The organism is Sphingomonas sp. AP4-R1, from assembly GCF_013113735.1.
In the GTDB taxonomy this organism is placed as follows: Bacteria; Pseudomonadota; Alphaproteobacteria; order Sphingomonadales; family Sphingomonadaceae; genus Sphingomonas_I.
On sequence record NZ_CP053346.1, the window covers coordinates 3014772 to 3036984 of the forward strand.

20 protein-coding genes are annotated in these 22213 nt (G+C 67.1%); 13 read left to right on the plus strand and 7 right to left on the minus strand.

Features of this window, described 5'->3' with window-relative positions; all coding sequences use genetic code 11:
* The 10 genes from nuoG to HL653_RS14035 all read left to right on the plus strand — a co-directional run bounded on the left by nuoG (window position 1) and on the right by HL653_RS14035 (window position 11259).
* Entirely contained in the window at window positions 1-2007 is a 2007-nt protein-coding gene (nuoG, locus tag HL653_RS13990) for an NADH-quinone oxidoreductase subunit NuoG (protein WP_171745056.1), read from the plus strand.
* On the plus strand, window positions 2004-3047 hold the full coding sequence (gene nuoH / locus HL653_RS13995) for an NADH-quinone oxidoreductase subunit NuoH (RefSeq protein WP_171745057.1): 1044 nt from the start codon (window positions 2004-2006) through the stop codon (window positions 3045-3047). The genes nuoG and nuoH overlap by 4 nt, the downstream gene beginning before the upstream one ends.
* Window positions 3048-3051: 4 nt before the next feature.
* Window positions 3052-3537, plus strand: a complete 486-nt coding sequence (nuoI, locus tag HL653_RS14000) for an NADH-quinone oxidoreductase subunit NuoI (protein WP_171745058.1) — start codon at window positions 3052-3054, stop codon at window positions 3535-3537.
* 36 nt (window positions 3538-3573) lie between these two features.
* Complete coding sequence (locus tag HL653_RS14005) at window positions 3574-4185, plus strand: NADH-quinone oxidoreductase subunit J (RefSeq protein ID WP_171745059.1); 612 nt, start codon at window positions 3574-3576, stop codon at window positions 4183-4185.
* The gene (nuoK, locus tag HL653_RS14010; RefSeq protein ID WP_171745060.1) at window positions 4182-4487 is read left to right on the plus strand and encodes an NADH-quinone oxidoreductase subunit NuoK; all 306 of its coding nucleotides are present in this window, start codon (window positions 4182-4184) and stop codon (window positions 4485-4487) included. The genes HL653_RS14005 and nuoK overlap by 4 nt, the downstream gene beginning before the upstream one ends.
* Window positions 4488-4494: 7 nt before the next feature.
* Complete coding sequence (gene nuoL / locus HL653_RS14015; RefSeq protein WP_171745061.1) at window positions 4495-6594, plus strand: NADH-quinone oxidoreductase subunit L; 2100 nt, start codon at window positions 4495-4497, stop codon at window positions 6592-6594.
* A 115-nt stretch (window positions 6595-6709) separates the two neighbouring features.
* Complete coding sequence (locus tag HL653_RS14020; protein ID WP_171745062.1) at window positions 6710-8236, plus strand: NADH-quinone oxidoreductase subunit M; 1527 nt, start codon at window positions 6710-6712, stop codon at window positions 8234-8236.
* Complete coding sequence (gene nuoN / locus HL653_RS14025; RefSeq protein WP_171745063.1) at window positions 8236-9675, plus strand: NADH-quinone oxidoreductase subunit NuoN; 1440 nt, start codon at window positions 8236-8238, stop codon at window positions 9673-9675. Before HL653_RS14020 ends, nuoN begins: the two co-directional genes overlap by 1 nt.
* 145 nt (window positions 9676-9820) lie before the next feature.
* Window positions 9821-10525 (plus strand): biotin--[acetyl-CoA-carboxylase] ligase, encoded by a 705-nt coding sequence (locus HL653_RS14030; RefSeq protein WP_171745064.1) that lies wholly within the window; start codon window positions 9821-9823, stop codon window positions 10523-10525.
* Between the two features lie 107 nt (window positions 10526-10632).
* Window positions 10633-11259, plus strand: coding sequence for a trimeric intracellular cation channel family protein (locus HL653_RS14035; RefSeq protein ID WP_171745065.1), 627 nt, complete (start codon window positions 10633-10635; stop codon window positions 11257-11259).
* 55 nt (window positions 11260-11314) lie between these two features.
* Here HL653_RS14035 and HL653_RS14040 read toward each other — a convergent pair whose 3' ends face one another.
* From HL653_RS14040 to HL653_RS14055, 4 genes are all read right to left on the minus strand, one after another.
* Window positions 11315-11968, minus strand: a complete 654-nt coding sequence (locus HL653_RS14040) for a YitT family protein (protein WP_171745066.1) — start codon at window positions 11966-11968, stop codon at window positions 11315-11317.
* Between the two features lie 164 nt (window positions 11969-12132).
* Window positions 12133-13605, minus strand: coding sequence for an efflux transporter outer membrane subunit (locus tag HL653_RS14045; RefSeq protein WP_171745067.1), 1473 nt, complete (start codon window positions 13603-13605; stop codon window positions 12133-12135).
* Between the two features lies 1 nt (window position 13606).
* On the minus strand, window positions 13607-15181 hold the full coding sequence (locus HL653_RS14050) for an MDR family MFS transporter (RefSeq protein WP_171745068.1): 1575 nt from the start codon (window positions 15179-15181) through the stop codon (window positions 13607-13609).
* Complete coding sequence (locus HL653_RS14055) at window positions 15178-16266, minus strand: HlyD family secretion protein (RefSeq protein WP_171745069.1); 1089 nt, start codon at window positions 16264-16266, stop codon at window positions 15178-15180. The genes HL653_RS14050 and HL653_RS14055 overlap by 4 nt, the downstream gene beginning before the upstream one ends.
* A gap of 128 nt (window positions 16267-16394) precedes the next feature.
* On the opposite strand from HL653_RS14055, the gene HL653_RS14060 reads away from it, so the two are divergent.
* Both HL653_RS14060 and HL653_RS14065 read left to right on the plus strand, forming a co-directional pair.
* On the plus strand, window positions 16395-16802 hold the full coding sequence (locus HL653_RS14060; protein ID WP_171745070.1) for a MarR family winged helix-turn-helix transcriptional regulator: 408 nt from the start codon (window positions 16395-16397) through the stop codon (window positions 16800-16802).
* 102 nt (window positions 16803-16904) lie between these two features.
* Entirely contained in the window at window positions 16905-17882 is a 978-nt protein-coding gene (locus HL653_RS14065) for a nitronate monooxygenase family protein (RefSeq protein WP_171746985.1), read from the plus strand.
* 144 nt (window positions 17883-18026) lie between these two features.
* On the opposite strand, the gene HL653_RS14070 is transcribed toward HL653_RS14065, so the two are convergent.
* The 3 genes from HL653_RS14070 to lnt form a co-directional block, all read right to left on the minus strand.
* Entirely contained in the window at window positions 18027-18701 is a 675-nt protein-coding gene (locus HL653_RS14070; protein WP_171745071.1) for a TetR/AcrR family transcriptional regulator, read from the minus strand.
* Window positions 18702-18831: 130 nt separating this feature from the next.
* Window positions 18832-20037, minus strand: a complete 1206-nt coding sequence (metK, locus tag HL653_RS14075; RefSeq protein ID WP_171745072.1) for a methionine adenosyltransferase — start codon at window positions 20035-20037, stop codon at window positions 18832-18834.
* Window positions 20038-20118: 81 nt separating this feature from the next.
* Window positions 20119-21639, minus strand: coding sequence for an apolipoprotein N-acyltransferase (gene lnt, locus HL653_RS14080; RefSeq protein WP_171745073.1), 1521 nt, complete (start codon window positions 21637-21639; stop codon window positions 20119-20121).
* 128 nt (window positions 21640-21767) lie between these two features.
* Between lnt and HL653_RS14085 the strand changes: the two genes are divergently transcribed.
* The gene (locus tag HL653_RS14085) at window positions 21768-22190 is read left to right on the plus strand and encodes a VOC family protein (protein WP_171745074.1); all 423 of its coding nucleotides are present in this window, start codon (window positions 21768-21770) and stop codon (window positions 22188-22190) included.
* Window positions 22191-22213: the final 23 nt, after the last annotated feature.

Consider the following 22213-nt stretch of genomic DNA (forward strand, 5'->3'; position numbering starts at 1 on the left):
ATGCCGAAGCTCACAGTCGACGGAATCGAAGTGGAGGTGCCCGCCGGCGCCACCGTGCTGCAGGCCTGCGAGGCCGCGGGCAAGGAAGTGCCGCGCTTCTGCTATCATGAGCGCCTGAGCATCGCCGGCAATTGCCGGATGTGCCTGGTGGAAGTGAAGCCGGGACCGCCCAAGCCGCAGGCTTCGTGCGCGCTGCCCGCCGCCGACAATCAGGAAATCCGCACCGACACCGCGATGGTGAAGAAGGCGCGCGAAGGCGTGATGGAGTTCCTGCTCATCAATCACCCGCTCGACTGCCCGATCTGCGATCAGGGCGGCGAATGCGACCTGCAGGATCAGTCGATCGCGTATGGGCGTGGCCACAGCCGCTACCATGAGAACAAGCGCGCGGTGACCGAGAAGTATATGGGTCCGATCGTGAAGACGGTCATGACCCGCTGCATCCAGTGCACGCGCTGCGTGCGCTTCGCAGAAGAGGTTGCGGGCGTCGAGGAAGTCGGCGCGCTGTATCGCGGCGAGAATATGCAGATCACCTCCTATCTGGAGAAGGCGTTCACGTCCGAGCTTTCGGGCAATATCGTCGATCTCTGCCCGGTGGGTGCGCTGACCTCCAAGCCTTACGCGTTCGAGGCGCGGCCGTGGGAGCTGAAGAAGAGCTTCGCGATCGACGTGATGGACGGCGTGGGCACGAACATCCGCCTCGACAGCCGCGGCCGTCAGGTGCTGCGCGCCCTGCCGCGCGTGAACGAGGACGTGAACGAGGAGTGGGCGTCGGACAAGACGCGCCATGCCGTGGACGGCCTCGTGCGCAAGCGCCTCGACAAGCCCTTCGTGAAGAAGGACGGCAAGCTCGTCCCCGCGACCTGGGGCGAGGCATTCGCGTCGATCAAGGCCGTGGGTGCAGGCTCTTCGGTGGCGGCGATCGCGGGCGACATCGTCGACTGCGAGACGATGTATGCCGCCAAGACGCTGCTCGGCGCGATGGGCTCCACGCTGCTGGAAGGCCGTCAGACCGGCCTCGCCTATGACGTTTCCAGCCTGGCGGCGGTGAACTTCAACACCACGATCGCCGGCATCGAGACGGCGGATGCGATCCTGCTGGTCGGCTCGAACGTCCGCTGGGAAGCGCCGCTGGTCAACACGCGCATCCGCAAGGCGATCAAGCGCGGCGCCAAGGTGTTCGCGATCGGCGAAGAGATCGACCTGACCTATCCGGTGACGTGGCTCGGCAACGACCTGAACCTCGTCGGCAATCTGCCGGCCGAAGTGACGGATCTGTTCGCCAAGGCGGCGCGCCCGGCGGTGATCGTCGGCGGCGGCGCGCTCAACAAGGGGCAGGGCGCGAGCCTGGGCCTGATCGAGACGCTCGGCCTCGTGAAGGACGGCTGGAACGGTTATAACGTGCTGCACATGGCGGCGTCGCGCATGGGCGGGCTGATGCTCGGCTATGCGCAGGACGGCGGCATCGCGGCAGTGGCGGCGAAGAGCCCCAAGCTCGTCTTCCTGCTCGGCGCGGACGAAGTGGCGGACGATCGCTTCGCGGGCGCGTTCAAGGTCTATGTCGGCCATCATGGCGACAAGGGCGCGGCGCAGGCGGACGTGATCCTGCCGGCTGCGGCCTATACCGAGAAGAGCGGCACCTATGTGAACATCGAGGGCCGGGTGCAGCGCGGCGACCGCGCCGTCTTCCCGCCGGGCGATGCGCGCGAGGATTGGGCGATCTTCCGGGCGCTGTCCGACGTACTGGGCACGACCCTGCCGTTCGACACGCTGGAGGCCCTGCGCGCCAAGATGATCGCGGACGTGCCGGCGCTCGGCAATGTCGGTGAACTGGCACCCTATGCCTGGACCGTGCCGAGCCTGGATGCGTCCACCGCGACCGGCCCGATCGGCTATCCGATCAAGGATTTCTACCTGACCAACGCCATCGCGCGCGCCAGCGACACGATGCTGCGCTGCTCGGCCGAACTGATCCACGGCGTTTCCTATGCGGAGGCCGCGGAATGATCTCCTGGTTCACCGGTATCCTGCCCTATGAGGGCGCGTACGCCGTCGCGACGATCATCGACATCCTCGTGATCGCACTGCCGCTGATGCTGGCGGTGGCGATGATCATCTATGCCGATCGCAAGATCTGGGCGGCGATGGCGCTGCGTCGCGGCCCGAACGTGGTCGGCCCGTTCGGTCTGCTCCAGTCCTTCGCGGACGGCCTCAAGGTCTTCCTGCAGGAGACGATCATCCCGGCGGCCGCCAATCGCGGCCTCTTCCTGATCGCCCCGGTCATCACCTTCACGGTGGCGCTGGCGGCGTGGGCGGTGATCCCGTTCGGTCCGAAGGCGGTGGTGGCCAACATCAATGTCGGCCTGCTCTACCTGCTCGCGATCAGCTCGATGGGCGTGTACGGCATCATCCTCTCCGGCTGGGCGTCCAACTCCAAATATCCGTTCTACTCCGCGATCCGCGCCGCCGCGCAGATGGTGAGTTACGAAGTGTCGATCGGCTTCGTGCTGATCTCTGTCGTGCTGTGGACCGGCAGCTTCCGCATGAACGATATCGTCATGGCGCAGCGCGGCCACATCTTCGGCTTCATCAACTTCTACGGGCTGAACCCGCTGCTGTTCCCGATGGCGGTGGTGTTCTTCATCTCGTCGCTGGCGGAGACGCAGCGCGCGCCGTTCGACCTGACCGAGGCGGAGAGCGAGATCGTCGCCGGTTACCAGACCGAATATTCGTCGATGGCGTTCGCGCTGTTCTGGCTGGGCGAATATGGCAACGTGCTGCTGATGAGCGCGCTGAACGCCACGCTCTTCTGGGGTGGCTGGCTGCCGCCGTTCGACATTCCGTTCCTCTACTGGATCCCGGGCGTCGTCTGGCTGCTCGCCAAGATCCTGTTCGGCTTCTTCGTCTTCTCTTGGGTGAAGGCGACGGTGCCCCGTTATCGCTACGACCAGCTGATGCGGCTGGGCTGGAAGATCTTCCTGCCCATGTCCCTGATCTGGGTGTTCCTCGTCTCGGGGTGGCTGATGCTCACCCGCTACGGAGTTTGAGCCTGTGAGCCTCGGCTATTACGTCAAGTCGTTCACGCTCTGGGAGTTCGTGAAGGCGCACTGGAAGACATTGCGCTATTTCTTCAAGCCCAAGGCGACGATCAACTATCCGTTCGAGAAGAACCCGCTGAGCCCGCGCTTCCGCGGCGAGCATGCCCTGCGCCGCTACCCCAACGGGGAAGAGCGCTGCATCGCGTGCAAGCTGTGCGAGGCGGTGTGCCCGGCGCAGGCGATCACGATCGAGGCGGAGCCCCGCGACGACGGCAGCCGCCGCACGACGCGCTACGACATCGACATGACCAAGTGCATCTTCTGCGGCTTCTGCCAGGAAGCCTGCCCGGTGGATGCGGTCGTCGAAGGGCCGAACTTCGAATATTCGACCGAGACGCGCGAAGAGCTGATCTACGACAAGGCCAAGCTTCTCGCGAACGGCGACCGGTGGGAGAGGGCGATCGCCCAGAACCTTGCCGCTGACGCACCCTATCGTTAATCGCCGCCACGCTTTCCCGAGGGATTTACCCTTATCGTGATCCAGACGATCGCCTTTTACCTCTTCGCCACGATCGTGGTGCTTTCGGGCATATTGTGCGTCACCGCGCGCAATCCCGTGCATTCCGTGATGTGGCTGATCCTGGCCTTCTTCAACGCGGCAGGGCTGATGCTGCTGGTCGGCGCCGAATTCATCGCGATGCTGCTTGTCATCGTCTATGTCGGCGCGGTCGCGGTGCTGTTCCTGTTCGTCGTGATGATGCTCGACATCGACTTTTCGGAGATGCGCGAGGGCTTCGCCAAATATCTGCCGTTCGGCATCGCGCTGGTGGCCGTATTGGCGGGCGAGATCATCTTCGCGACGGGCGCCTGGAATGCGGGCGCCATCGCGCTGGTCGACGCACCGACGCCGGATCCGGACACGATCCCGAACATCACCGCGCTCGGCCTGCTGATCTACACGCGCTACCTCTTCATCTTCGAAGTGGCCGGCCTGGTGCTGACCGTCGCGCTGATCGGCGCGATCGTGCTGACCCACCGCAAGCGTGGCGACGTGCATCACCAGAATATCGGCAAGCAGAATCGTCGCCGTCCGGAGGACGCCACCGTGAACATGAATCCGCCCGTCGGGCAGGGAGTGGAGCTGTGATCGGGCTCCAGCACTATCTCACCGTTTCGGCGATCCTGTTCGTCACGGGCGTGTTCGGGATCTTCCTCAACCGGAAGAACCTGATCATCATCCTGATGGCGATTGAGCTGATCCTGCTGAGCGTGAACATCAATCTCGTCGCTTTTTCCGCCTTCCTCCACGATCTGGTGGGGCAGGTGTTCGCGATGTTCGTGCTGACGGTGGCGGCGGGCGAGGCGGCGATCGGCCTTGCCATTCTCGTCATCTATTTCCGTGGCCGCGGCACGATCGCGGTCGACGACGTCAACCGGATGAAGGGGTGAACCCGGAGTGATCGTTCCCCTCGTATTCCTGCCGCTGCTGGCGGCCATCATCGCCGGCCTAGGCAATCGCGCGATCGGCAATGTCGCGGCGAAGGTCGTGACGACCGGATCGCTGTTCGTCTCCTGCGCGCTCGCCTGGCCGATCTTCATCGGCTTCCTGACGGGCAGCGACAGCGCGCATGTCGAGACGGTGCTGACCTTCATCAACTCGGGCAGCCTGCAGGTCGCCTGGGAGCTGCGCGTCGATACGCTGACGGCGGTAATGCTGGTGGTGGTGACGAGCGTGTCGAGCCTCGTCCACCTCTACAGCTGGGGCTATATGAGCGAGGATCCCTCGCAGCCCCGCTTCTTCGCCTATCTCTCGCTGTTCACCTTCGCGATGCTGATGCTGGTGACGAGCAACAGCCTGATCCAGATGTTCTTCGGCTGGGAAGGCGTGGGTCTCGCCTCCTATCTGCTGATCGGCTTCTGGTATGAGAAGCCCTCGGCGCAGGCCGCCGCGATCAAGGCGTTCGTGGTCAACCGCGTCGGCGACTTCGGCTTCTCGCTTGGCATCTTCGGCACCTTCCTGGTGTTCGGCACCGTCTCCATCCCCGCGATCCTGGCGGCGGCGCCCGGCATGGCCGGCTCGACGATCGGCTTCCTCGGCGGCCGCGTCGATACGATGACCCTGCTCTGCCTGCTGCTGTTCGTCGGCGCGATGGGCAAGTCGGCCCAGCTCGGCCTGCACGTCTGGTTGCCGGACGCGATGGAAGGCCCGACGCCGGTGTCCGCGCTGATCCACGCCGCGACGATGGTCACGGCCGGCGTCTTCATGGTGTGCCGCCTCTCGCCGATGTTCGAAGTGAGCCCGACGGCGCTGACCGTCGTCACCTATGTGGGCGCGGCGACGGCATTGTTCGCGGCGACGGTGGGTACGGTCCAGACCGACATCAAGCGCGTGATCGCCTATTCGACCTGTTCGCAGCTGGGCTACATGTTCTTCGCGGCAGGCGTGGGCGCCTATAACAGCGCGATGTTCCACCTGTTCACGCACGCTTTCTTCAAGGCGCTGCTGTTCCTGGGCGCCGGCTCGGTGATCCACGCGATGCACCACGAGCAGGACATGCGTTACTATGGCGGCCTCGCGAAGAAGATCCCGCTGACCTTCCTCGCGATGACGGCGGGCACGCTCGCCATCACCGGCGTGGGCATCGAGGACGTGTTCGGCTTCGCCGGCTTCTACTCGAAGGATTCGATCATCGAGGCGGCCTACGCCAAGGGCACGACCGCGGGCGGCGTCGCTTACTTCGTCGGCATCTCGGCGGCCTTGTTGACCAGCTTCTATTCGTGGCGCCTGGTGTTCCTCACCTTCTTCGGCAAGCCGCGCTGGGAGCAGTCCAAGCATATCCAGCATGCCGTGCATGACGCGCACGGCCATGGCGATCATGGCCACGGCCATGAGGATCACGACCATGGGCATGGCCACGATCATGCCCACGGGCATGCGGCGCACGATCATGGCCACGATCACGCGCACGATCATGGCCATGCGAGCGACGGCACGGCGGGTTATCACCCGCACGAGAGCCCGATCGTGATGCTGCTGCCGCTGGTGATCCTGTCGATCGGCGCGATCTTCGCGGGCTTCGTGTTCGCGGTGCCGTTCATCGGCGCGGGCGCGGAAGCCTTCTGGCATGGCAGCCTGCACGTGAACGAGCATCTGTCGCACGCGATGCACGAGATTCCGGAGCTGGCGAAGCTGGCACCGTCGATCGTGATGATCCTGGGCCTCGCCATCGCTTACTGGGCCTACATGCTCAGCCCGAGCATTCCGGGCCGCTTCGTCGCCACGTTCGGGGGGCTGTACCGCTTCCTGCTCAACAAGTGGTATTTCGACGAGCTGTACGACCTGATCTTCGTCCGCCCGGCCTTCGCGCTCGGCCGCTTCCTCTGGAAGCGCGGCGATCAGCAGACGATCGATCGCTTCGGCCCGAACGGCGCCGCCGCGGTGGTGAAGTTCAGCTCGGTCGCGAGCGGCAAGCTCCAGTCCGGTTATGTCTACACCTACGCGCTGGTGATGCTGCTCGGCCTGGCCGCAGCCGCCACCTGGGCGATGGCGGCATGATCACAGCGTTCGTCATCCCCGCGCAAGTGGGGATCCATTCTTCCAAGGGCATGATCTTGATCGCTATGGCAGCGCCAATGGAGTCCCGCCTTCGCGGGAATGACGGGGGGGCGGAATGACCGGCTTCCCTATTCTCACCATCCTGATCGCGCTGCCTCTGGCGGCGGCCATCGCCTGCCTGTTCGCGGATGCGAAGGCGGCGCGGGTGATCGCGCTGGCCGCCACCGTCGTGGATTTCGTACTCGGCATCCTGCTCTGGTCGAACTACCAGATCGGTGGTCCGCAGTGGCAGTTCCAGGAGAATATCGGCCTGTTCGGCAGCTTCGGCTGGGCGCTGGGCATCGACGGCATCGCGCTGATGCTGATCATGCTCTCCGTCTTCCTGATGCCGCTCTGCGTGCTGTCGAGCTGGAAGGCGATCGAGAAGCGCGTTCCGGAATATATGGCTGCGCTGCTGTTGACCGAAGCGCTGATGCTCGGCGTGTTCATGGCGCAGGACCTGTTCCTGTTCTACATCTTCTTCGAAGCCGGCCTGATCCCGATGTATCTGATCATCGGCATCTGGGGCGGTGCGGATCGCATCTACGCGAGCTACAAATTCTTCCTCTACACGCTGCTCGGCTCCATGCTGATGCTGATCGCGATGCTGTGGATGGTGAATTTCGCGCACACGAGCAGCATTCCGGTGCTGATGAACACCGATTTCCCGGTGAAGGTGCAGACCTGGCTGTTCCTGGCCTTCTTCGCGAGCTTCGCGGTGAAGATGCCAATGTGGCCGGTCCACACCTGGCTGCCCGACGCCCACGTGCAGGCGCCGACCGCCGGGTCGGTCATTCTGGCGGGCGTGCTGCTTAAGATGGGTGGCTACGGCTTCATCCGCTTCTCGCTGCCGATGTTCCCGGAAGCCTCGGTCCAGCTCTTCTGGCTGGTGATGACGCTGTCGAGCATCGGCATCGTCTACACCTCGCTCGTCGCGCTCGTGCAGAGCGACATGAAGAAGCTGATCGCTTATTCGTCCGTCGCGCACATGGCGTTCGTCACCTTCGGCCTGTTCGCCTTCAACCGTCAGGGTATCGAGGGCGCGCTGATGGTGATGCTGGGCCACGGTATCGTGTCGGGCGCGCTCTTCCTGTGCGTCGGCGTCGTCTATGATCGCCTGCACACCCGCGAGATCGCGCGCTACGGCGGCGTTTCGACGAACATGCCGCGTTACGCGATGCTGTTCCTGCTGTTCACGATGGCCTCGATCGGTCTGCCGGGTCTGTCCAACTTCGTCGGCGAATTCCTGTCGATGATGGGCACCTATGAGGCCTCGTCGACGGCGGCCTTCATCATGACGACAGGCATCATCACCGGCGCGGCCTACATGCTCTATCTGTATCGCCGCGTGGCCTATGGCCCGCTCGACAAGCCCGACGTCGCCGCGATGAAGGATCTGTCGGCGCGCGAGCTGGCGATCCTCGTCCCGCTGGCGCTGGTGACGATCTGGATGGGCGTCTATCCGGAAAGCTTCATGGCGCCGATGCGGAAGGACGTGGCCGTCGTTCTCGCACGCACCGATCGCGCCTGGCATGGCGGCGATTCCAAGCTGGCCATGGGTGTTCCTGCCACTCCTGCCGAAGCGCACGGGGAGGCGCATTGATGACCGGGTCCGTCACTCTCGCGGCGAGCGTGCCCGAGCTTATCCTTTCGATCGGCGCGCTGTTGCTGCTCCTCGTCGCCGGCTGGCGCGGGGATGGCGGGGCCCGCGCGATCAGCTGGGCCGCGGTCGCGCTGCTCGCCGCCGCCACATATTCGCTGTGCGGTACGCCGAGCCATGCGGGCAGCGCCTATGGCGGCCTGTATCGCGCGGATGCCTTTGCGGGTTACGCCAAGCTGCTGATCTACATCACCTCGGCGGTGGCGATTATGGCGGCGCCGGGCTGGTTCAGTCGGACGGGCGCGATGCGCTCCGAATATCCGATCCTGATCCTGTTCTCGGCGACGGGCATGGGCATCATGGCTTCGGCCGGCGATCTGCTGACGCTCTATGTCGGCCTCGAACTGCAGAGCCTTGCGGCCTATGTTCTCGCCAGCTTCATGCGGCGTGACACGCGCTCGGCCGAAGCGGGTCTGAAATATTTCGTGCTGGGCGCGCTGGCGAGCGGCATCCTGCTCTACGGCATCTCGCTGCTCTACGGCTTTGCGGGCACCACCCAGTTCACCGGCCTGCGCACCGCTTTCGGCGGCGGCGTTTCGACCGGTCTGCTGTTCGGCCTCGTCTTCGTGCTGGCGGGCCTGTCCTTCAAGATCTCGGCCGTGCCGTTCCACATGTGGACGCCGGACGTGTATGAAGGCGCGCCGACGCCGGTGACGGCCTTCTTCGCCTCGGCGCCGAAGGTGGCGGCGATGGCGCTGCTGGTGCGCGTGGTGGTGGAAGCGATGGGCCCGGCGACCGATGCGTGGCGCCAGATCATCATCTTCACCAGCCTCGCCTCGATCGTGCTGGGCGCGGTGGCGGCGATCGGCCAGACGAATATCAAGCGTCTGCTGGCCTATTCGTCGATCAACAATGTCGGCTTCGCGCTGATCGGTCTCGCGGCGGGCACGCCCGAGGGCGTCTCGGCCGTGATGATCTACATGACCGTCTATGTTGCGATGACGCTGGGCAGCTTCCTGTGCATCCTGCGGATGCGCGACCAGAATGGTGCGCCGGTGGAATCGATCGCGGCGCTGTCCGGCCTGTCGCGCTCGCGTCCGGCTCTGGCGGCGGCGCTGGCGATGTTCATGTTCAGCCTCGCGGGCATCCCGCCGCTGTTCGGCTTCTATCCGAAGCTGGCGGTGTTCGGTGCCGCGACCAACAACGGTCTGTTCTGGCTGGCGCTGGTGGGTGCGGTCGGCTCAGTGATCGGCGCCTTCTATTATCTGAAGATCGTCAAGACGATGTACTTCGACGAGCCGGCGGCACCGCTGGCGTCGTCGGACGACAAGCTGGAGGGTGGCCTGATCGCCATCTCGGCGGTGATCATCTCGCCGCTCGGCTATCTCGCCATCCCGGCGCTGAGCGCCGTGACGCTGGCGGCGGCCAAGGCCCTCTTCTGAGAGTCTGTTCGATGCGCCTCTCGGCGCATGGCCGCACCGGCCCGCTCCCCCACCCGACCTCCCATAGCATACAGCCGTTGGGAGATCGGGCGGCGGAGCGGGCCGGTGCCGGCGCGAAGTGCGGTTCCATACGCAGGTTACATCCATGATCCGGACCGTCGCGGAGACGGGATCGACCAACGCCGATCTGCTGGCCACCGCAGCCACGCTTCCGGAAGGTACGTGGCTGCGCGCCGAGCGGCAGACGCAGGGGCGCGGGCGCCTCGGCCGGGTGTGGGCCTCCGAGCCCGGCAATCTCTATACGAGTACGCTGGTGCGCGTGGGGCCGGGCGATCCGGCCGCGCCGACGCTGGCCTTGGTGGCGGGGGTGGCGCTGCATGCGACGGCATGCGCGTGGACGGGCGAGCGTGCGTCCGCGCTCCAGCTGAAGTGGCCCAACGATCTGCTGGCCGATGGCGCGAAGCTGGCGGGCATCCTGCTGGAGCGGAACGGCGACGCGATCGTCGCGGGCTTCGGTGTCAATCTGGCGGCGGCGCCCGAGGGGCTGGGCCGGGCGACGGCGAGCTTCGCAGGGCTGACAGGTGCTGCCCCCGATCCGGCGCTGTTTCTGGAGGATCTGGCGCGGGAGTTCGCCACATGGCTGGGCCGCTGGCGCGCGCAGGGCATCGACGCGGTGCGCGCGGCCTGGCAGGAGCGCGCGCATCCGATCGGCACGGCCCTGGTGACGCGCGGGCCGGAGGGCGAGCGCGAGGGGCTGTTCGAGGGGCTGGATGGCGAAGGCGCGCTGCGGCTCCGGCGCGCGGACGGGACGATCGAGACGATCCGCGCGGGGGACGTGTTTCTGATGTGAACGGGGCGACGGGCGGCGTGCCTGCCGTTCCGCTCTCATGAGCGGTTGGCGGAGCTTCCCGCTGCCGGTAGGCGGGGCGCGAAGGCAGGCGGCGCGGGTAAGGACTTATGGCTATCATCGGGCCGAACGCGGTGTCGCCCGTTCTGCATCTGCTCAGCATTGCCGGCCTCACGGTCTTCGCGATTTCCGGCGCGCTCGCGGCGGCACGGCAGCGGCTCGACATCATCGCGGGGGGCTTCTTCGCCGTCGTGACCGCCACCGGCGGCGGGACGGTGCGCGATGTGCTGATCGACGAGCCGGTCTTCTGGATCCGGGACTGGTCGCCCGTCGTCATCTGTGCGCTGGCGACCGTCGCCGTGTGGCTGGTTCCGCTGCATCGCTGGCCGGCCAAGGCGCTCGACTGGTTCGACGCGGCGGGATTGTCCGCCTTCGCCGTGTTCGGCACGGCCAAGGCCCTCGGCGTCGGCGTGTCGCCGTTGCCGGCGGTGGTGATGGGGGTCGTCACGGCCTGTCTGGGCGGCATCATCCGCGACATGGTGGCGGGCGTGCCGTCGATCATGCTCCGCAACGAGCTCTATGTCACCGCCGCGCTGGCGGCGGGGCTGGCGTTCGTGGGCCTGCTTCATACCGGGATGGGGTATGGCTGGGCGTCCCTGATCTCCGCCGCCGTCGGTTTCGCGCTGCGCGGCGCGGGCATTCGCTGGAAGCTGGCGCTGCCCCGCCATCGCGGCTGACCCTCGGACGACAGAACACTCTTCCGGGCGACGCGATCGCCGGACCCGGAGGGACTCAATAGCCCGTATAGCGCCCCGGCCGATGCCAGACGATCATGATGCCGTTGAGCGCGACGGCGCTGACAATCGACCAGCCGAGCCGATCCCAGGGAACGACGAAGGCGGAGGCGGCCAGCACGCAGGCGTCGAGCGTCATCTGCGTGCGGCCCGCATTCAGGCCGCGCGAGCGATAGAGCCAGAGCGCCACCACGCCGAAGCCGCCGACGCCCGACTGGTGCCGGGCGAGGGCGAGGACGCCCATGCCGATCGCGGAGCCGCCGACGAGCGCGGCGAAGGCGGGGTTGATCGTCAGCACCTGCATCATCTGCGGCGCGAAGCCGGACAGGCCGGCGAGCGCGACGTTCAGCAGGATCGTCTTGATCGTGAACTCAGCCCCCATCGTGCGCGCGGCGAGGATCAGGAAGGGCAGGTTGGCACCGGCCAGCAGCAGGCCGACGGGTAGCGGCACCAGATAGCGCAGCAGCAACGCCACGCCCGCGACGCCACCCGTGACGAGCTTCGCCGCCTGCAGCAGCATCAGCCCGACCATCACGAGCGACCAGCCGACGGCGAGCGCATAGACATCCTCGCCCCAATGATGCTCCTGCGGCACGACGGCGCGCTCGGACGGGGGCGGGGCAGGGGACTCGCTCAGGGGGTGGTTCCTCATCGGGTGATGCGGCGGCTCTAAGCGGGCGGGGGGGAAGAGGGAAGCGGCGCCTCGGCGCGTCCGGATGCTTTCCGTGCTCCAGCGAACGCCGGAGCCCAGGGCTTCAGATCATGCGCTGGCAGCCCTGTGTTCCTGCGTTCGCAGGAACACAGGGCAGGATCGGGTCAGGCCCAGCCGAGGCCGAGTGCCTTTTCCACGCTGATGAAGGCGGCCGTCAGCGCGGCTTCCTCGGCGGCGAGGCTGGCTTCGGCGGAGAGGCGGCGGCGTTCGGCCTCGGCGGCGTCGATCTTGGTGGCGGTGCCGGCGCGCTCGCGCTGGGCGGCGAGATCGGCGGCGGTGCGCGCGGCGACGAGCGCACGGGCGCGATCCGCGACGATCGCGCGCTGATCGCGGAAGCGGGCGAGCGCGCCTTCGGCATCGCGCAGGCCGGACAGGACGGCGGCACGATATTTGGCTTCGGCCTCGTCGCGCACGGCCTCGGCCTGCGCGACCCGGGCGCGGTTGCGGCCGAAATCGAGGAAGCTCCAGCTGATCTGCGGGGCGAGCAGGGCCGTGAAACTGCTGGGATCGACCAGATCGGACGGGCTGGTGCCGCCGAGGCCGAAAATGCCCATGAACTTCACCTTCGGGAAACGGGCCGCCTCGGCATTGCCGATCTTGGCGGTCTGCATCGCCAGTTCGCGTTCGGCGGCGCGGATGTCCGGACGCTTTTGCAGCAGGGCGGCGGGATCGCCGATCGCCACTTCGGCGGGGGGCAGGGGCACGGCGGCGCCAGCAGAGGCAGGGGCCTGCAGCTCCGCATCCAGCGCGCCGGGGGCGAGCGCGAGCAGGGTGGCGAGTTCGTCGCAATAGGAATCGCGCTGCGTGGCGAGGGGAACGAGCTGCGCGCGCGCCTCCTCCAGCTGCTGCCGCGCCTGCTCCAGTTCGGCGCGGGGCGCGGTGCCGCCGTCGAAGCGCTGCTGCGTGAGCGCGAGCGCCTGTTCGCCGAGCGCTACCGAGCGCTGGCCGAGCGCGATGCGGCGCTGGCGATCGCGCAGATTGACATAGGCCTGCGCGACCTCGGCGGTAAGCGTCACCTGCGCGTCCGCGAGCTTCGCCTCCGCCTGCTCGGCCTGCGCGCGCGAGGCTTCCACGGAGCGGCGATTGGCGCCGAACAGGTCCAGCTCCCAGCTGGCATCGAAACCGGCATTGTAGAAATCGAAGCTGCTGGATCCGTTGCTGTCGCTGCTGCCGGAACTGCCGGAGCCGCTATCCTGCTGGACGTTCAGGCCCGGCAGCGACGCATGGGCATAAGCGCCGGTCGCGCTGACCGACGGCAGTGCGTTGGCGCGCTGGGCCCGGAGGGCGGCGCGCGCCTGGCGGATGCGCGCCTGTGCGGCGGCGAGATCGGCATTGGCGGCGAGCGCGCGATCCTGAAGGCTGTTCAGCACGGGATCGCCCAGCGCGGTCCACCATTTGCCGGCGAGGGGCGCCGTGGCCGGGGAGGCGCCGGCGCGCGCGAAGGCGGCCGGAGGGGCACCGGCGCCCAGAGCGGGCGGCCCCTTGTAATCCGGGCCGACCGTGCAGCCGGCGAGCGCGGTGGCGGCGATCAGGAGCGGAGCGGCCAGTGGAGAGAGGGGGGAGCGGGCATATCGCATGTCAGTGACCCATTTCGGCGGGCTTGAACCGCTTGGGCAGCGGCCGGAGCAGCAAGGCGAGCGGCAGCGTGGCGATCACGCCGACGGTGAGGATCCAGAACATGTCGACATAGGTGAGCGTCAGCGCCTGCGTCTGGATCGTGCCGGCGAGCGAGCGATAGGCGCTGGGCATGCCGCCGAGCGTCATCGCCTGACCGTTCATATAATCCTGAACGGTGAGCGAGTTGGCGGGCAGGGCTTCCTCCAGCCGGCGCTGGTGAAGCCACATGCGCTCATCCTGCACGACCGAAATGCCGGCGAGCGCGAGGCTGCCGCCGAGATTGCGCGCCGTGCTGAACAGGCCCGCCGCATCGCGCGCATATTCCACCGGCACGGAGGAGACCGCCGCCTGATTGAGGAACATCATCGCCATCGTCTGGCCGAGGCCGCGGATGAGCTGGGAGTGGGTGAAGCTGTCACCGGCGGAGAAAGCGGTGAGATCGGTTTCCAGCCAGCAGCTGAAGGCGAGCAGACCGAGCCCGCCCATCACCATCACGCGCACGTCGATATTCCGCAGCAGCCACGGCACGCACAGCATCAGCAAAGCGGCGGGAATGCCGGCGAGGAAGACGACGCCGCCCGACTGGAGGGCGTTGTAGCCGGCGATCGCGGTGAGGAACTGGGGGATGATGAAGGAGGTGCCGTAAAGCGCCATGCCGACGACGATCGCCATGATGATCACCGCGCCGAACTGACGATCCAGCAGCAGCCTCAGGCGCAGCACGGGCCGTTCCGCCACGGCCTGCCCGATCATCAGCGAGACGAAGCCCGTCAGCGAGACGCCCGCCATGATCACGATCAGCGTGGAATCGAACCACTGCTCGCGCTCGCCCTCCTCCAGGAAGACGGTGAGGCCGCCGAGGAAGAAGACGATGCCGGCGATGCCGAACCAGTCCGCCTCGCGCAGCAGATGCAATTGCGAGCGGATGGCGGGCAGGCCGAAGGTCAGCAGGCACAGCAGCACGACGCCGACGGGAAGATTGAGGAAGAAGGCATAATGCCAGGAAACATTCTCGGCGAGCCAGCCGCCGATGACGGGGCCGAAGACCGGGCCGGTGATCGCGGTGAAGCCGAAGGCGGCGATGCCGACCGGCTGCTGGTGCGGCGGCAGGCGCGTGGCGATGATCGACATGGCCGTCGGGATCAGCGCGCCGCCGGTGAAGCCCTGCCCGACGCGGCCGACGATCATCATCGGCAGCGTGGTGGAGAAACCGCACATCATGGAGAAGGCCGTGAACAGGCTGACCATGATCATCAGGAAGGTGCGCAGGCCCACCAGCCGCTCCAGCCAGCCGGCGAGCGGGATCATGATGATCTCCGCCACCAGATAGGCGGTCGCGATCCAGGTGCCCTCGGTGCCGCTCGCGCCGATCTCGCCCTGGATGGTGGGGAGGGCCGAGTTCACGATCGAGATGTCGAGCGTCGCCATGAAGGCGCCGATCGTGCCGGCCGCCACCGCCAGCCATGCGGCGAAATCGGCGCGGGCGGGCGGGGCGGGGGGAGAGGCGGGCGCGGCGCCGGCCGCCGCTCCGCTCATCGCGCGCCAGCCCGCGTATCGACCGTGACGCGCACGGACAGGCCGGCGATCAGGCGGCGGCGGACCTCCGGCGCGGCATCGATCGCGATGCGGACGGGCACGCGCTGGACGATCTTCGTGAAGTTGCCGGTCGCGTTCTGCGGCGGCAGCAGCGAGAATTCGGCGCCGGTGCCGGGCGAGAGGCTCTCGACATGGCCGCGCACGTCGGCATCCGGCAGCGCATCGATGCTGACCGTCACCGACTGGCCGGGACGCATATGGCCGATCTGCGTTTCCTTGAAATTGGCGACCACATACAGCGCATCGACCGGCACGATCGACATCAGGCGCATGCCCGGCTGCACATATTGGCCGATCCGCACGCTGCGATCGCCGATCTTGCCCGTGATGCTGGCGCGGATCAGCGCCGAGTTCAGATTGACGTTGGCGGCGGCGAGCTGGGCCTGTGCCGCCTTGCCCTGCGCTTCGGCCTGGCGGATCTGGGCGGTGAGGGATCCGATGCGGCGCTGGGCGGTCTCAAGCCCGGCGCGGCGCTGGGCGACATCGGCATGCGCTTCCTCGGACTGACGACGCAGGCTGGCGAGCTTCTCGCGCGTTTCCGCACCGGAGGCGGCGAGGGGCGTGTAGCGGGCCAGCTCGCCATCGGCGAAGCGCTGCGTGGCGAGCGCGCTGGTGAGCTGGGCGCGCGACTGATCGATCGTGGCTTCCTGCTCGCGGATCTGCGCGCGGATATTGTCGGCATTGGCGGAGGAGACGCCCTGCTGCGCCACATATTGGGCGGATTGGGCGCGATAGTCGCGCGCATCGAGGCGAACGAGCGGGGTGCCGGCGCGGACGTCCTGATTGTCCGCGACGAACAATTGCTCGACATAACCCGACACCTTCGAGGAGACGGTGACGCTGTCGCCGCGGACATAAGCGTCGTTCGTTTCCTCGAAATAGCGGCCGACCAGCAGATGATAGACGAGCCAGCCGCCGCCGCCGATCAGCGCGGCCGCCGCGATGATCGCGATCACCCGCCGCATGCGCCCGTTGCGCTTCTCCGCCTCGGTGCCTGCCCGCTCCGCTTCCGATGCCGTCGCCATATCTTCCAGCCCTAGTTTGCGGGGGGCGCTCTTGCCGCTTGCCGCAAGATATGGCAATACCATTCATTATGGGATTGCGAAATAAGTTTGATGTGGGGGGATTGGGTCACGCCCTGCGGGATTTCTATGTGAAATCGCAGCTGGAGATGGACCGGATGCTCAAGGCGCAGGGGCATGGCCTGTCGCTGCCGCGCCTGCGCCTGCTGGGGTTCATCGCCGAAAAGGGGCAGACCCGATCGGTGGATGTGGCCGAGGCGTTCGGCTTCGCGCCGCGCACCGTGACGGAGGCGCTGGACGGGCTGGAGAAAGCCGGGCTGATCGGGCGCACGGCCTCCGCCACCGATCGGCGGGCCAAATTGATCGCGCTGACCGATGCGGGGCGTGCGGCACTGGATGCGTCGGAGCCGGCGGTGAAGCGCTTCGTGGACCAGGTGTTCACTGCGCTGGACGCCAGCGAGAAGAGCGCGCTCGCCGGGCTGCTGACGAAACTGACGGACCGGCTCGATACGCTCGCGGCGGAGCGGGAGCCCGCCTGACCCTCGGGCCGCGACCGACCTTATTCACCGTGGCGATTGCGGAGAGGCCGCAACGCGCGCTATGCCTGCCGATAACGATAAGTAGATGACGTATATGATAGGCTGGCCATGAAGACGCGTTTCACCGAATTGTGCGGCATCGCGCATCCCGTGATGATGGGCGGCATGATGTGGGTGGGGCGCGCGGGGCTGGCGGCGGCGGTGTCCGAAGCGGGCGGGCTCGGCACGATCACCGCGCTGACGCAGCCGACGCCCGAGGATCTGACCAAGGAGATCGCCCGCGTCCGCGAGCTGACCGACAAGCCCTTTGCGGTGAACCTCACACTGCTGCCCTCGATGCGCGATACGCCATATGCCGAATATCGACGCGCGATCATCGAAGGCGGGGTGAGGATCGTCGAGACGGCGGGCAACAAGCCCGAGGAGCATATCGGCGAGCTGAAGGCGCACGGCATCGTCGTGATCCACAAATGCACGTCGGTGCGGCACGCGCTGTCGGCCGAGCGGTGGGGTGTGGACGCGATCTCGATCGACGGTTTCGAATGCGCGGGTCATCCGGGCGAGGACGATATTCCCGGCCTCGTGCTGATCCCGGCGGCGGCGGACAAGGTGACGATCCCGATGATCGCCAGCGGCGGCTTCGGCGATGGACGCGGGCTGGCGGCGGCGCTGGCGCTGGGGGCCGAAGGGATCAACATGGGCACGCGTTTCTGCGCGACGCGGGAGGCGCAGATCCACGAAAACTGCAAGCAGGCGTTCGTGGCCAATGACGAGCGCAGCACCAACCTGATCTTCCGCAATCTCCACAACACTGCGCGCGTGGCGAAGACGCCTTTGTCGGACGAGGTGGTGAGGCTGCTCGCGCAGCCCGGCGCCAAGTTCGAGGATGTGGCGGAGCTGGTGCGCGGCGTGAAGGGGCGCCAGCTGCTGGAGACGGGCGACATGGAGGCCGGCCTGTTCTGGGGCGGGCAGGTGCAGGGCCTCATCCGCGACGTGCCGACGGCGGGCGAACTGGTGATGCGGATCGTGCGTGAGGCGGAGGGGATCATCCGCGAACGGCTGGCGGGGATGGTGGGGTAAGGGCTCACCCTCCCCGTGAGGGGGGAGATGGCGCCGAAGGAGACGGAGGGGGAGGTCGGCGACCGGCTGGCTTCCTCCCCCTCCGTCAGGCTGAAGCCTGACACCTCCCCCTGGCGGGGGAGGATCAAGGAAGGGGCCGCATTCTTACTCCTCGATCAGCGCGCGCAGCGCCGCGATCGTCGCGTCCACGCCATGCTCGAAGATGGCGCGGCGCCGGTCGGTGTCGGCGTGATCGAGCAGTTCCTGGGCCAATGCGCGCTCCTGCGGAGGGATCTCGCCCAGAAAGGCGTCCGTGACGAGGCAGGTCGGCGCGCGAAACTGGCCGACCATCAGCGACATCGCCATGTCTCCGAACCAGGAGGTGGCGAAGGCGAGCCGTTCGCCACGCAAGCCGGCCTCGCGGAGGATATGCGCCATCGGCAGCCAGATGCGAACGCAGGCGGGCACCAGTTGTTCGTCCCACTTGATCAGCTTCAGGGCGACCGGCCAGCGCCGGAACAAATGTTCGAGCCCGTCCAGCCAGGCGCGGATCGCGGGCTCCCAGCCCCCCGTGGATCCGCCCATTTCGAACTGGCCGAAGATCGTCTCCGAGGCCGCTTCCAGCAGCGCGTCGCGGCCGGAGAAATAGGTGTAGAGCGCCATCGGCGAGGCATCCACGCGCGCGGCGAGGCGGGCCATGCTGAACGGCTCCAGCCCATCGGCCGCGAGCATCTCCAGCGTCGCTTCGATCAGTTGGTCGCGGGAAATGCGGCTCGGGCGCCCGCGGCCCCGGGTCGAGGCTTTCGCAGTGGTCGCGTCTGGCTTGGGGAGCCGGGCCATGAGGAGCGCAGTGGATCCGCGCGCGGCATCACGCAAGATTTAGCGTGAGCGATAAGGATAATCGGTGAAAGAAAAGGGGTGAACCGCAGCCTGTGGCAGACTGCGGCTCACCCCTTCGAGGATCAGTCGATCAGAGCGCGGCCTTCAGCGCGTCGACCAGATCGGTCTTCTCCCACGGGAAGAAGTCGCCGTCGGGCTTGCGGCCGAAGTGACCATAAGCGGCGGTGCGCTGATAGATCGGCTTGTTGAGCGCCAGATGCTCGCGGATGCCGCGCGGGGTGAGCCCGCCGAGCGCCTCGATCTTGCCGATCGCGGTCTCGATCGCGGCATCGTCCACCGTGCCGGTGCCGTGCGTGTCGACATAGAGCGACAGCGGCTTGGACACGCCGATCGCGTAGGCGAGCTGGATCGTCACGCGCTTGGCGAGGCCGGCGGCGACGATGTTCTTCGCCAGATAGCGCGTGATGTAGGCGGCCGAGCGATCCACCTTGGTGGGATCCTTGCCCGAGAAGGCGCCGCCACCGTGCGGCGAGGCGCCGCCGTAGGTGTCGACGATGATCTTGCGGCCGGTGAGGCCGGCGTCGCCGTCCGGGCCACCGATCTCGAAGCTGCCGGTGGGGTTGATGTGGTATTCGGTCGCGTCCGAGAGCAGCTCGGCCGGCAGGATGTCAGCGACGACCTGCTTCACATAAGCGTGCAACTCGGCCTCCTTGGCGCCCTCGTCATAGCCCTTGGCATGCTGGGTCGAGACGACGATCGCGGTGGCGGCGACGGGCTTGCCGTCCTTGAAGCGCAGGGTCACCTGGCTCTTGGCGTCCGGCTCCAGGAAGGGAGCGGCGCCCGAGTGGCGATCGGCCGCCATCCTGGCGAGGATCTTGTGGCTGTAGTCCAGCGTAGCCGGCATCAGATCCGGCGTCTCGTCGCAGGCGAAGCCGAACATGATGCCCTGGTCGCCGGCGCCTTCGTCCTTGTTGCCCGAGGCATCGACGCCCTGCGCGATGTGCGCGGACTGGGCGTGGAGATTATTCTCGAAGCGGAAGGTCTGCCAGTGGAAGCCATCCTGCTCATAGCCGATGCGCTTCACCGTCTCGCGGACGGTCTTCTCGATTTCTTCCTCGGCGCCGGGCGCCCATTCGCCATTCTCATAGACGCCCTTGCAGCGGATCTCGCCGGCGAGGACGACGAGCTGGGTGGTCGTCAGCGTCTCGCACGCGATGCGCGCATAGGGGTCCTTGGACAGGAACAGATCGACGATGGCGTCGGAAATCTGGTCGGCGACCTTGTCGGGATGGCCTTCGGAAACGCTTTCCGAGGTAAAGAGATAGTCGCTACGCATATGATCGATCGTTCCTTCGTTCGGACCCGCGCCGCCCTCGGCGGTCGCACTTAAAGACATCTTTATGTCTCGACACCGCCCTTAGCGACGGCGGCGCCCGCTGGCAAATCCCCATATGAGCAGTAGGAGTGCACCGGCCGCAGCCAGAACGTTGCCGAAGCGCGCGAACGGGGTGGGCGCCAGCACCGGTGGCAGGCGCGAGTCGATCGCGCCGGCCTGATGCCAGGGCAGCGAGGCGAGCAGGCGGCCGTGCCCGTCGACCACGGCCGAGATGCCGGTGGGGGTCGAGCGGATGACGGGCATGCCTTCCTCGGCGGCGCGCAGCCGGGCCTGCGCCAGATGCTGGGGCGGGCCCCAGCGGCCGAACCACGCATCGTTCGAGGGATTGAACAGGAAGCGCGGGCGATGCGCGGCATCGATCACATGGCCGGAGAAGATGATCTCGTAGCAGATCTGGACGCCGACCAGGCCGATGCCGGGCATCAGGATGCCGCGCGGGCCGGGGCCGGGCTGGAAATCCATGTCGCCGGGGGCGAGGCGGGAGAGGCCGATCGCGGACAGGATCGGGCGCATCGGCAGATATTCGCCGTAGGGGACGAGATGCGACTTGTCGTAGCGGCCGATCAATCGCGCCTCCGGCGTGAGGCCGAACAGGCTGTTCGTGGCGGTGACGGGGTTGCCGGCCTTGTCATAATTGAAGTGGATCGCGCCGGTGAGCAGCAGATCGCGCGGGCCGAGCAGGCTGGCGATCGTCTCGCGCGCCAGCGGATTCTCGTCGAGATACCAGGGCACGGCGACTTCGGGCCACAGGATCAGGCGCGGCGCGCGGCCGGGCTTGCCGGTGAGGCGGACGAGGCGATCATAGTTGCGTGCCTCGGCGCCTTCCTCCCATTTCTCATTCTGGTTGATGTTGGGCTGGATCACGCGGATCGCGATCCCCTCCCGCCCGGCGCCGTCGAAGCTGACGGCGTGGATCGCGGCGGCGACGATCGCGAGCAGCAAGGGCGCGCCCGCCATGAGGAGGGCACGAAGGCCGGTACGGGTGACGGCGAGCCAGATCAGCCCGCCGGTCAGCACCGCGAGGCCGGACAGGACATAGGTGCCGAACAGAGGCGCGAGCGCGGTGGCGCCGGGCACCTCCAGCCAGACCACGCCGAGCGGATTCCAGGCGAAGCCGGTGAAGGCGGTGGCGCGCAGCCATTCGGTGACGATCCAGAGCGCGGCGGCGAACACAGCGAGCGCCTCGGGCCGTTTCACGATCTTGCCGAGCGCCCAGGCGAGGGCCAGGCCGAGCGCGGGATAGATGGCGAGATAGAGTGACAGCAGCAGCACCGCGATCCAGCCGAGCCACGCCGGCATCGCCGCCTGGAAGGTGAAGGCGGTGGCGATCCAGTTCAGCCCGACCGTGAACTGGCCGAGCCCGAACCACCAGCCGAGCCCGAACGCCTGCCCGAAGCGCCGCGCGCGGATCAGCAAGGCGAGCAAGGCCGCGAGGCAGCAGAAGGTGAGCGGCCAGATCGCAAAAGGCTCGAACCCGAAGGCCGAGGCGCAGCCGAGGAGGAAGGCGAGGGGGAGGGCGCGCGTGGCGCTGAGAGGACGCATCGCCGCCTGCTCTAGCGCCGGTTCGTGACGGATGCAGCGATGATGTTGCTGCTTCCTGACGTTCTCGTCCGCGACGGGGAGGAATCGGGTATCTTGCGCTCCCGCCGGTCGCGATTATCCATCCGTCTATGACGCTCCAGCCCTTCCACCTCGCTTTCCCCGTTCACGATCTGGCCGCCGCGCGCGCCTTTTATGGCGGACTGCTGGGCTGCGGGGAGGGGCGGAGTTCGGATCACTGGATCGATTTCGATCTGCGCGGACACCAGATCGTCGCGCATCTGGATCCCGCCGCCAAGCCCGCCGGTGTCACCAATCCGGTCGACGGGCATGACGTGCCCGTGCCGCATTTCGGCGTGGTGCTGGAGTGGGACGACTGGCACGCGCTGGCCGAGCGGCTGAAGGTGGCAGGGGTGCGGTTCGGGATCGAACCATATGTGCGCTTCAAGGGGCAGGCGGGCGAGCAGGCGACGATGTTCTTTCGCGACCCGTCCGGCAATGCGCTCGAGTTCAAGGCGTTTCGCGACATCGGGCAGCTTTTCGCGACGGATTAGGCACGTCGTCGCAACAAAGGCTC

Bases quoted from the DNA above. Each gene is read 5' to 3' on its own strand.
- nuoG (WP_171745056.1), top strand. From the start codon at position 1: ATGCCGAAGCTCACAGTCGACGGAATCGAAGTGGAGGTGCCCGCCGGC.
- nuoH (WP_171745057.1), top strand. From the start codon at position 2,004: ATGATCTCCTGGTTCACCGGTATCCTGCCCTATGAGGGCGCGTACGCC.
- HL653_RS14020 (WP_171745062.1), top strand. From the start codon at position 6,710: ATGACCGGCTTCCCTATTCTCACCATCCTGATCGCGCTGCCTCTGGCG.
- nuoN (WP_171745063.1), top strand. From the start codon at position 8,236: ATGACCGGGTCCGTCACTCTCGCGGCGAGCGTGCCCGAGCTTATCCTT.
- HL653_RS14030 (WP_171745064.1), top strand. From the start codon at position 9,821: ATGATCCGGACCGTCGCGGAGACGGGATCGACCAACGCCGATCTGCTG.
- HL653_RS14035 (WP_171745065.1), top strand. From the start codon at position 10,633: ATGGCTATCATCGGGCCGAACGCGGTGTCGCCCGTTCTGCATCTGCTC.
- HL653_RS14040 (WP_171745066.1), bottom strand. From the start codon at position 11,968: ATGAGGAACCACCCCCTGAGCGAGTCCCCTGCCCCGCCCCCGTCCGAG.
- HL653_RS14045 (WP_171745067.1), bottom strand. From the start codon at position 13,605: ATGCGATATGCCCGCTCCCCCCTCTCTCCACTGGCCGCTCCGCTCCTG.
- HL653_RS14050 (WP_171745068.1), bottom strand. From the start codon at position 15,181: ATGAGCGGAGCGGCGGCCGGCGCCGCGCCCGCCTCTCCCCCCGCCCCG.
- HL653_RS14055 (WP_171745069.1), bottom strand. From the start codon at position 16,266: ATGGCGACGGCATCGGAAGCGGAGCGGGCAGGCACCGAGGCGGAGAAG.
- HL653_RS14070 (WP_171745071.1), bottom strand. From the start codon at position 18,701: ATGGCCCGGCTCCCCAAGCCAGACGCGACCACTGCGAAAGCCTCGACC.
- metK (WP_171745072.1), bottom strand. From the start codon at position 20,037: ATGCGTAGCGACTATCTCTTTACCTCGGAAAGCGTTTCCGAAGGCCAT.
- lnt (WP_171745073.1), bottom strand. From the start codon at position 21,639: ATGCGTCCTCTCAGCGCCACGCGCGCCCTCCCCCTCGCCTTCCTCCTC.
- HL653_RS14085 (WP_171745074.1), top strand. From the start codon at position 21,768: ATGACGCTCCAGCCCTTCCACCTCGCTTTCCCCGTTCACGATCTGGCC.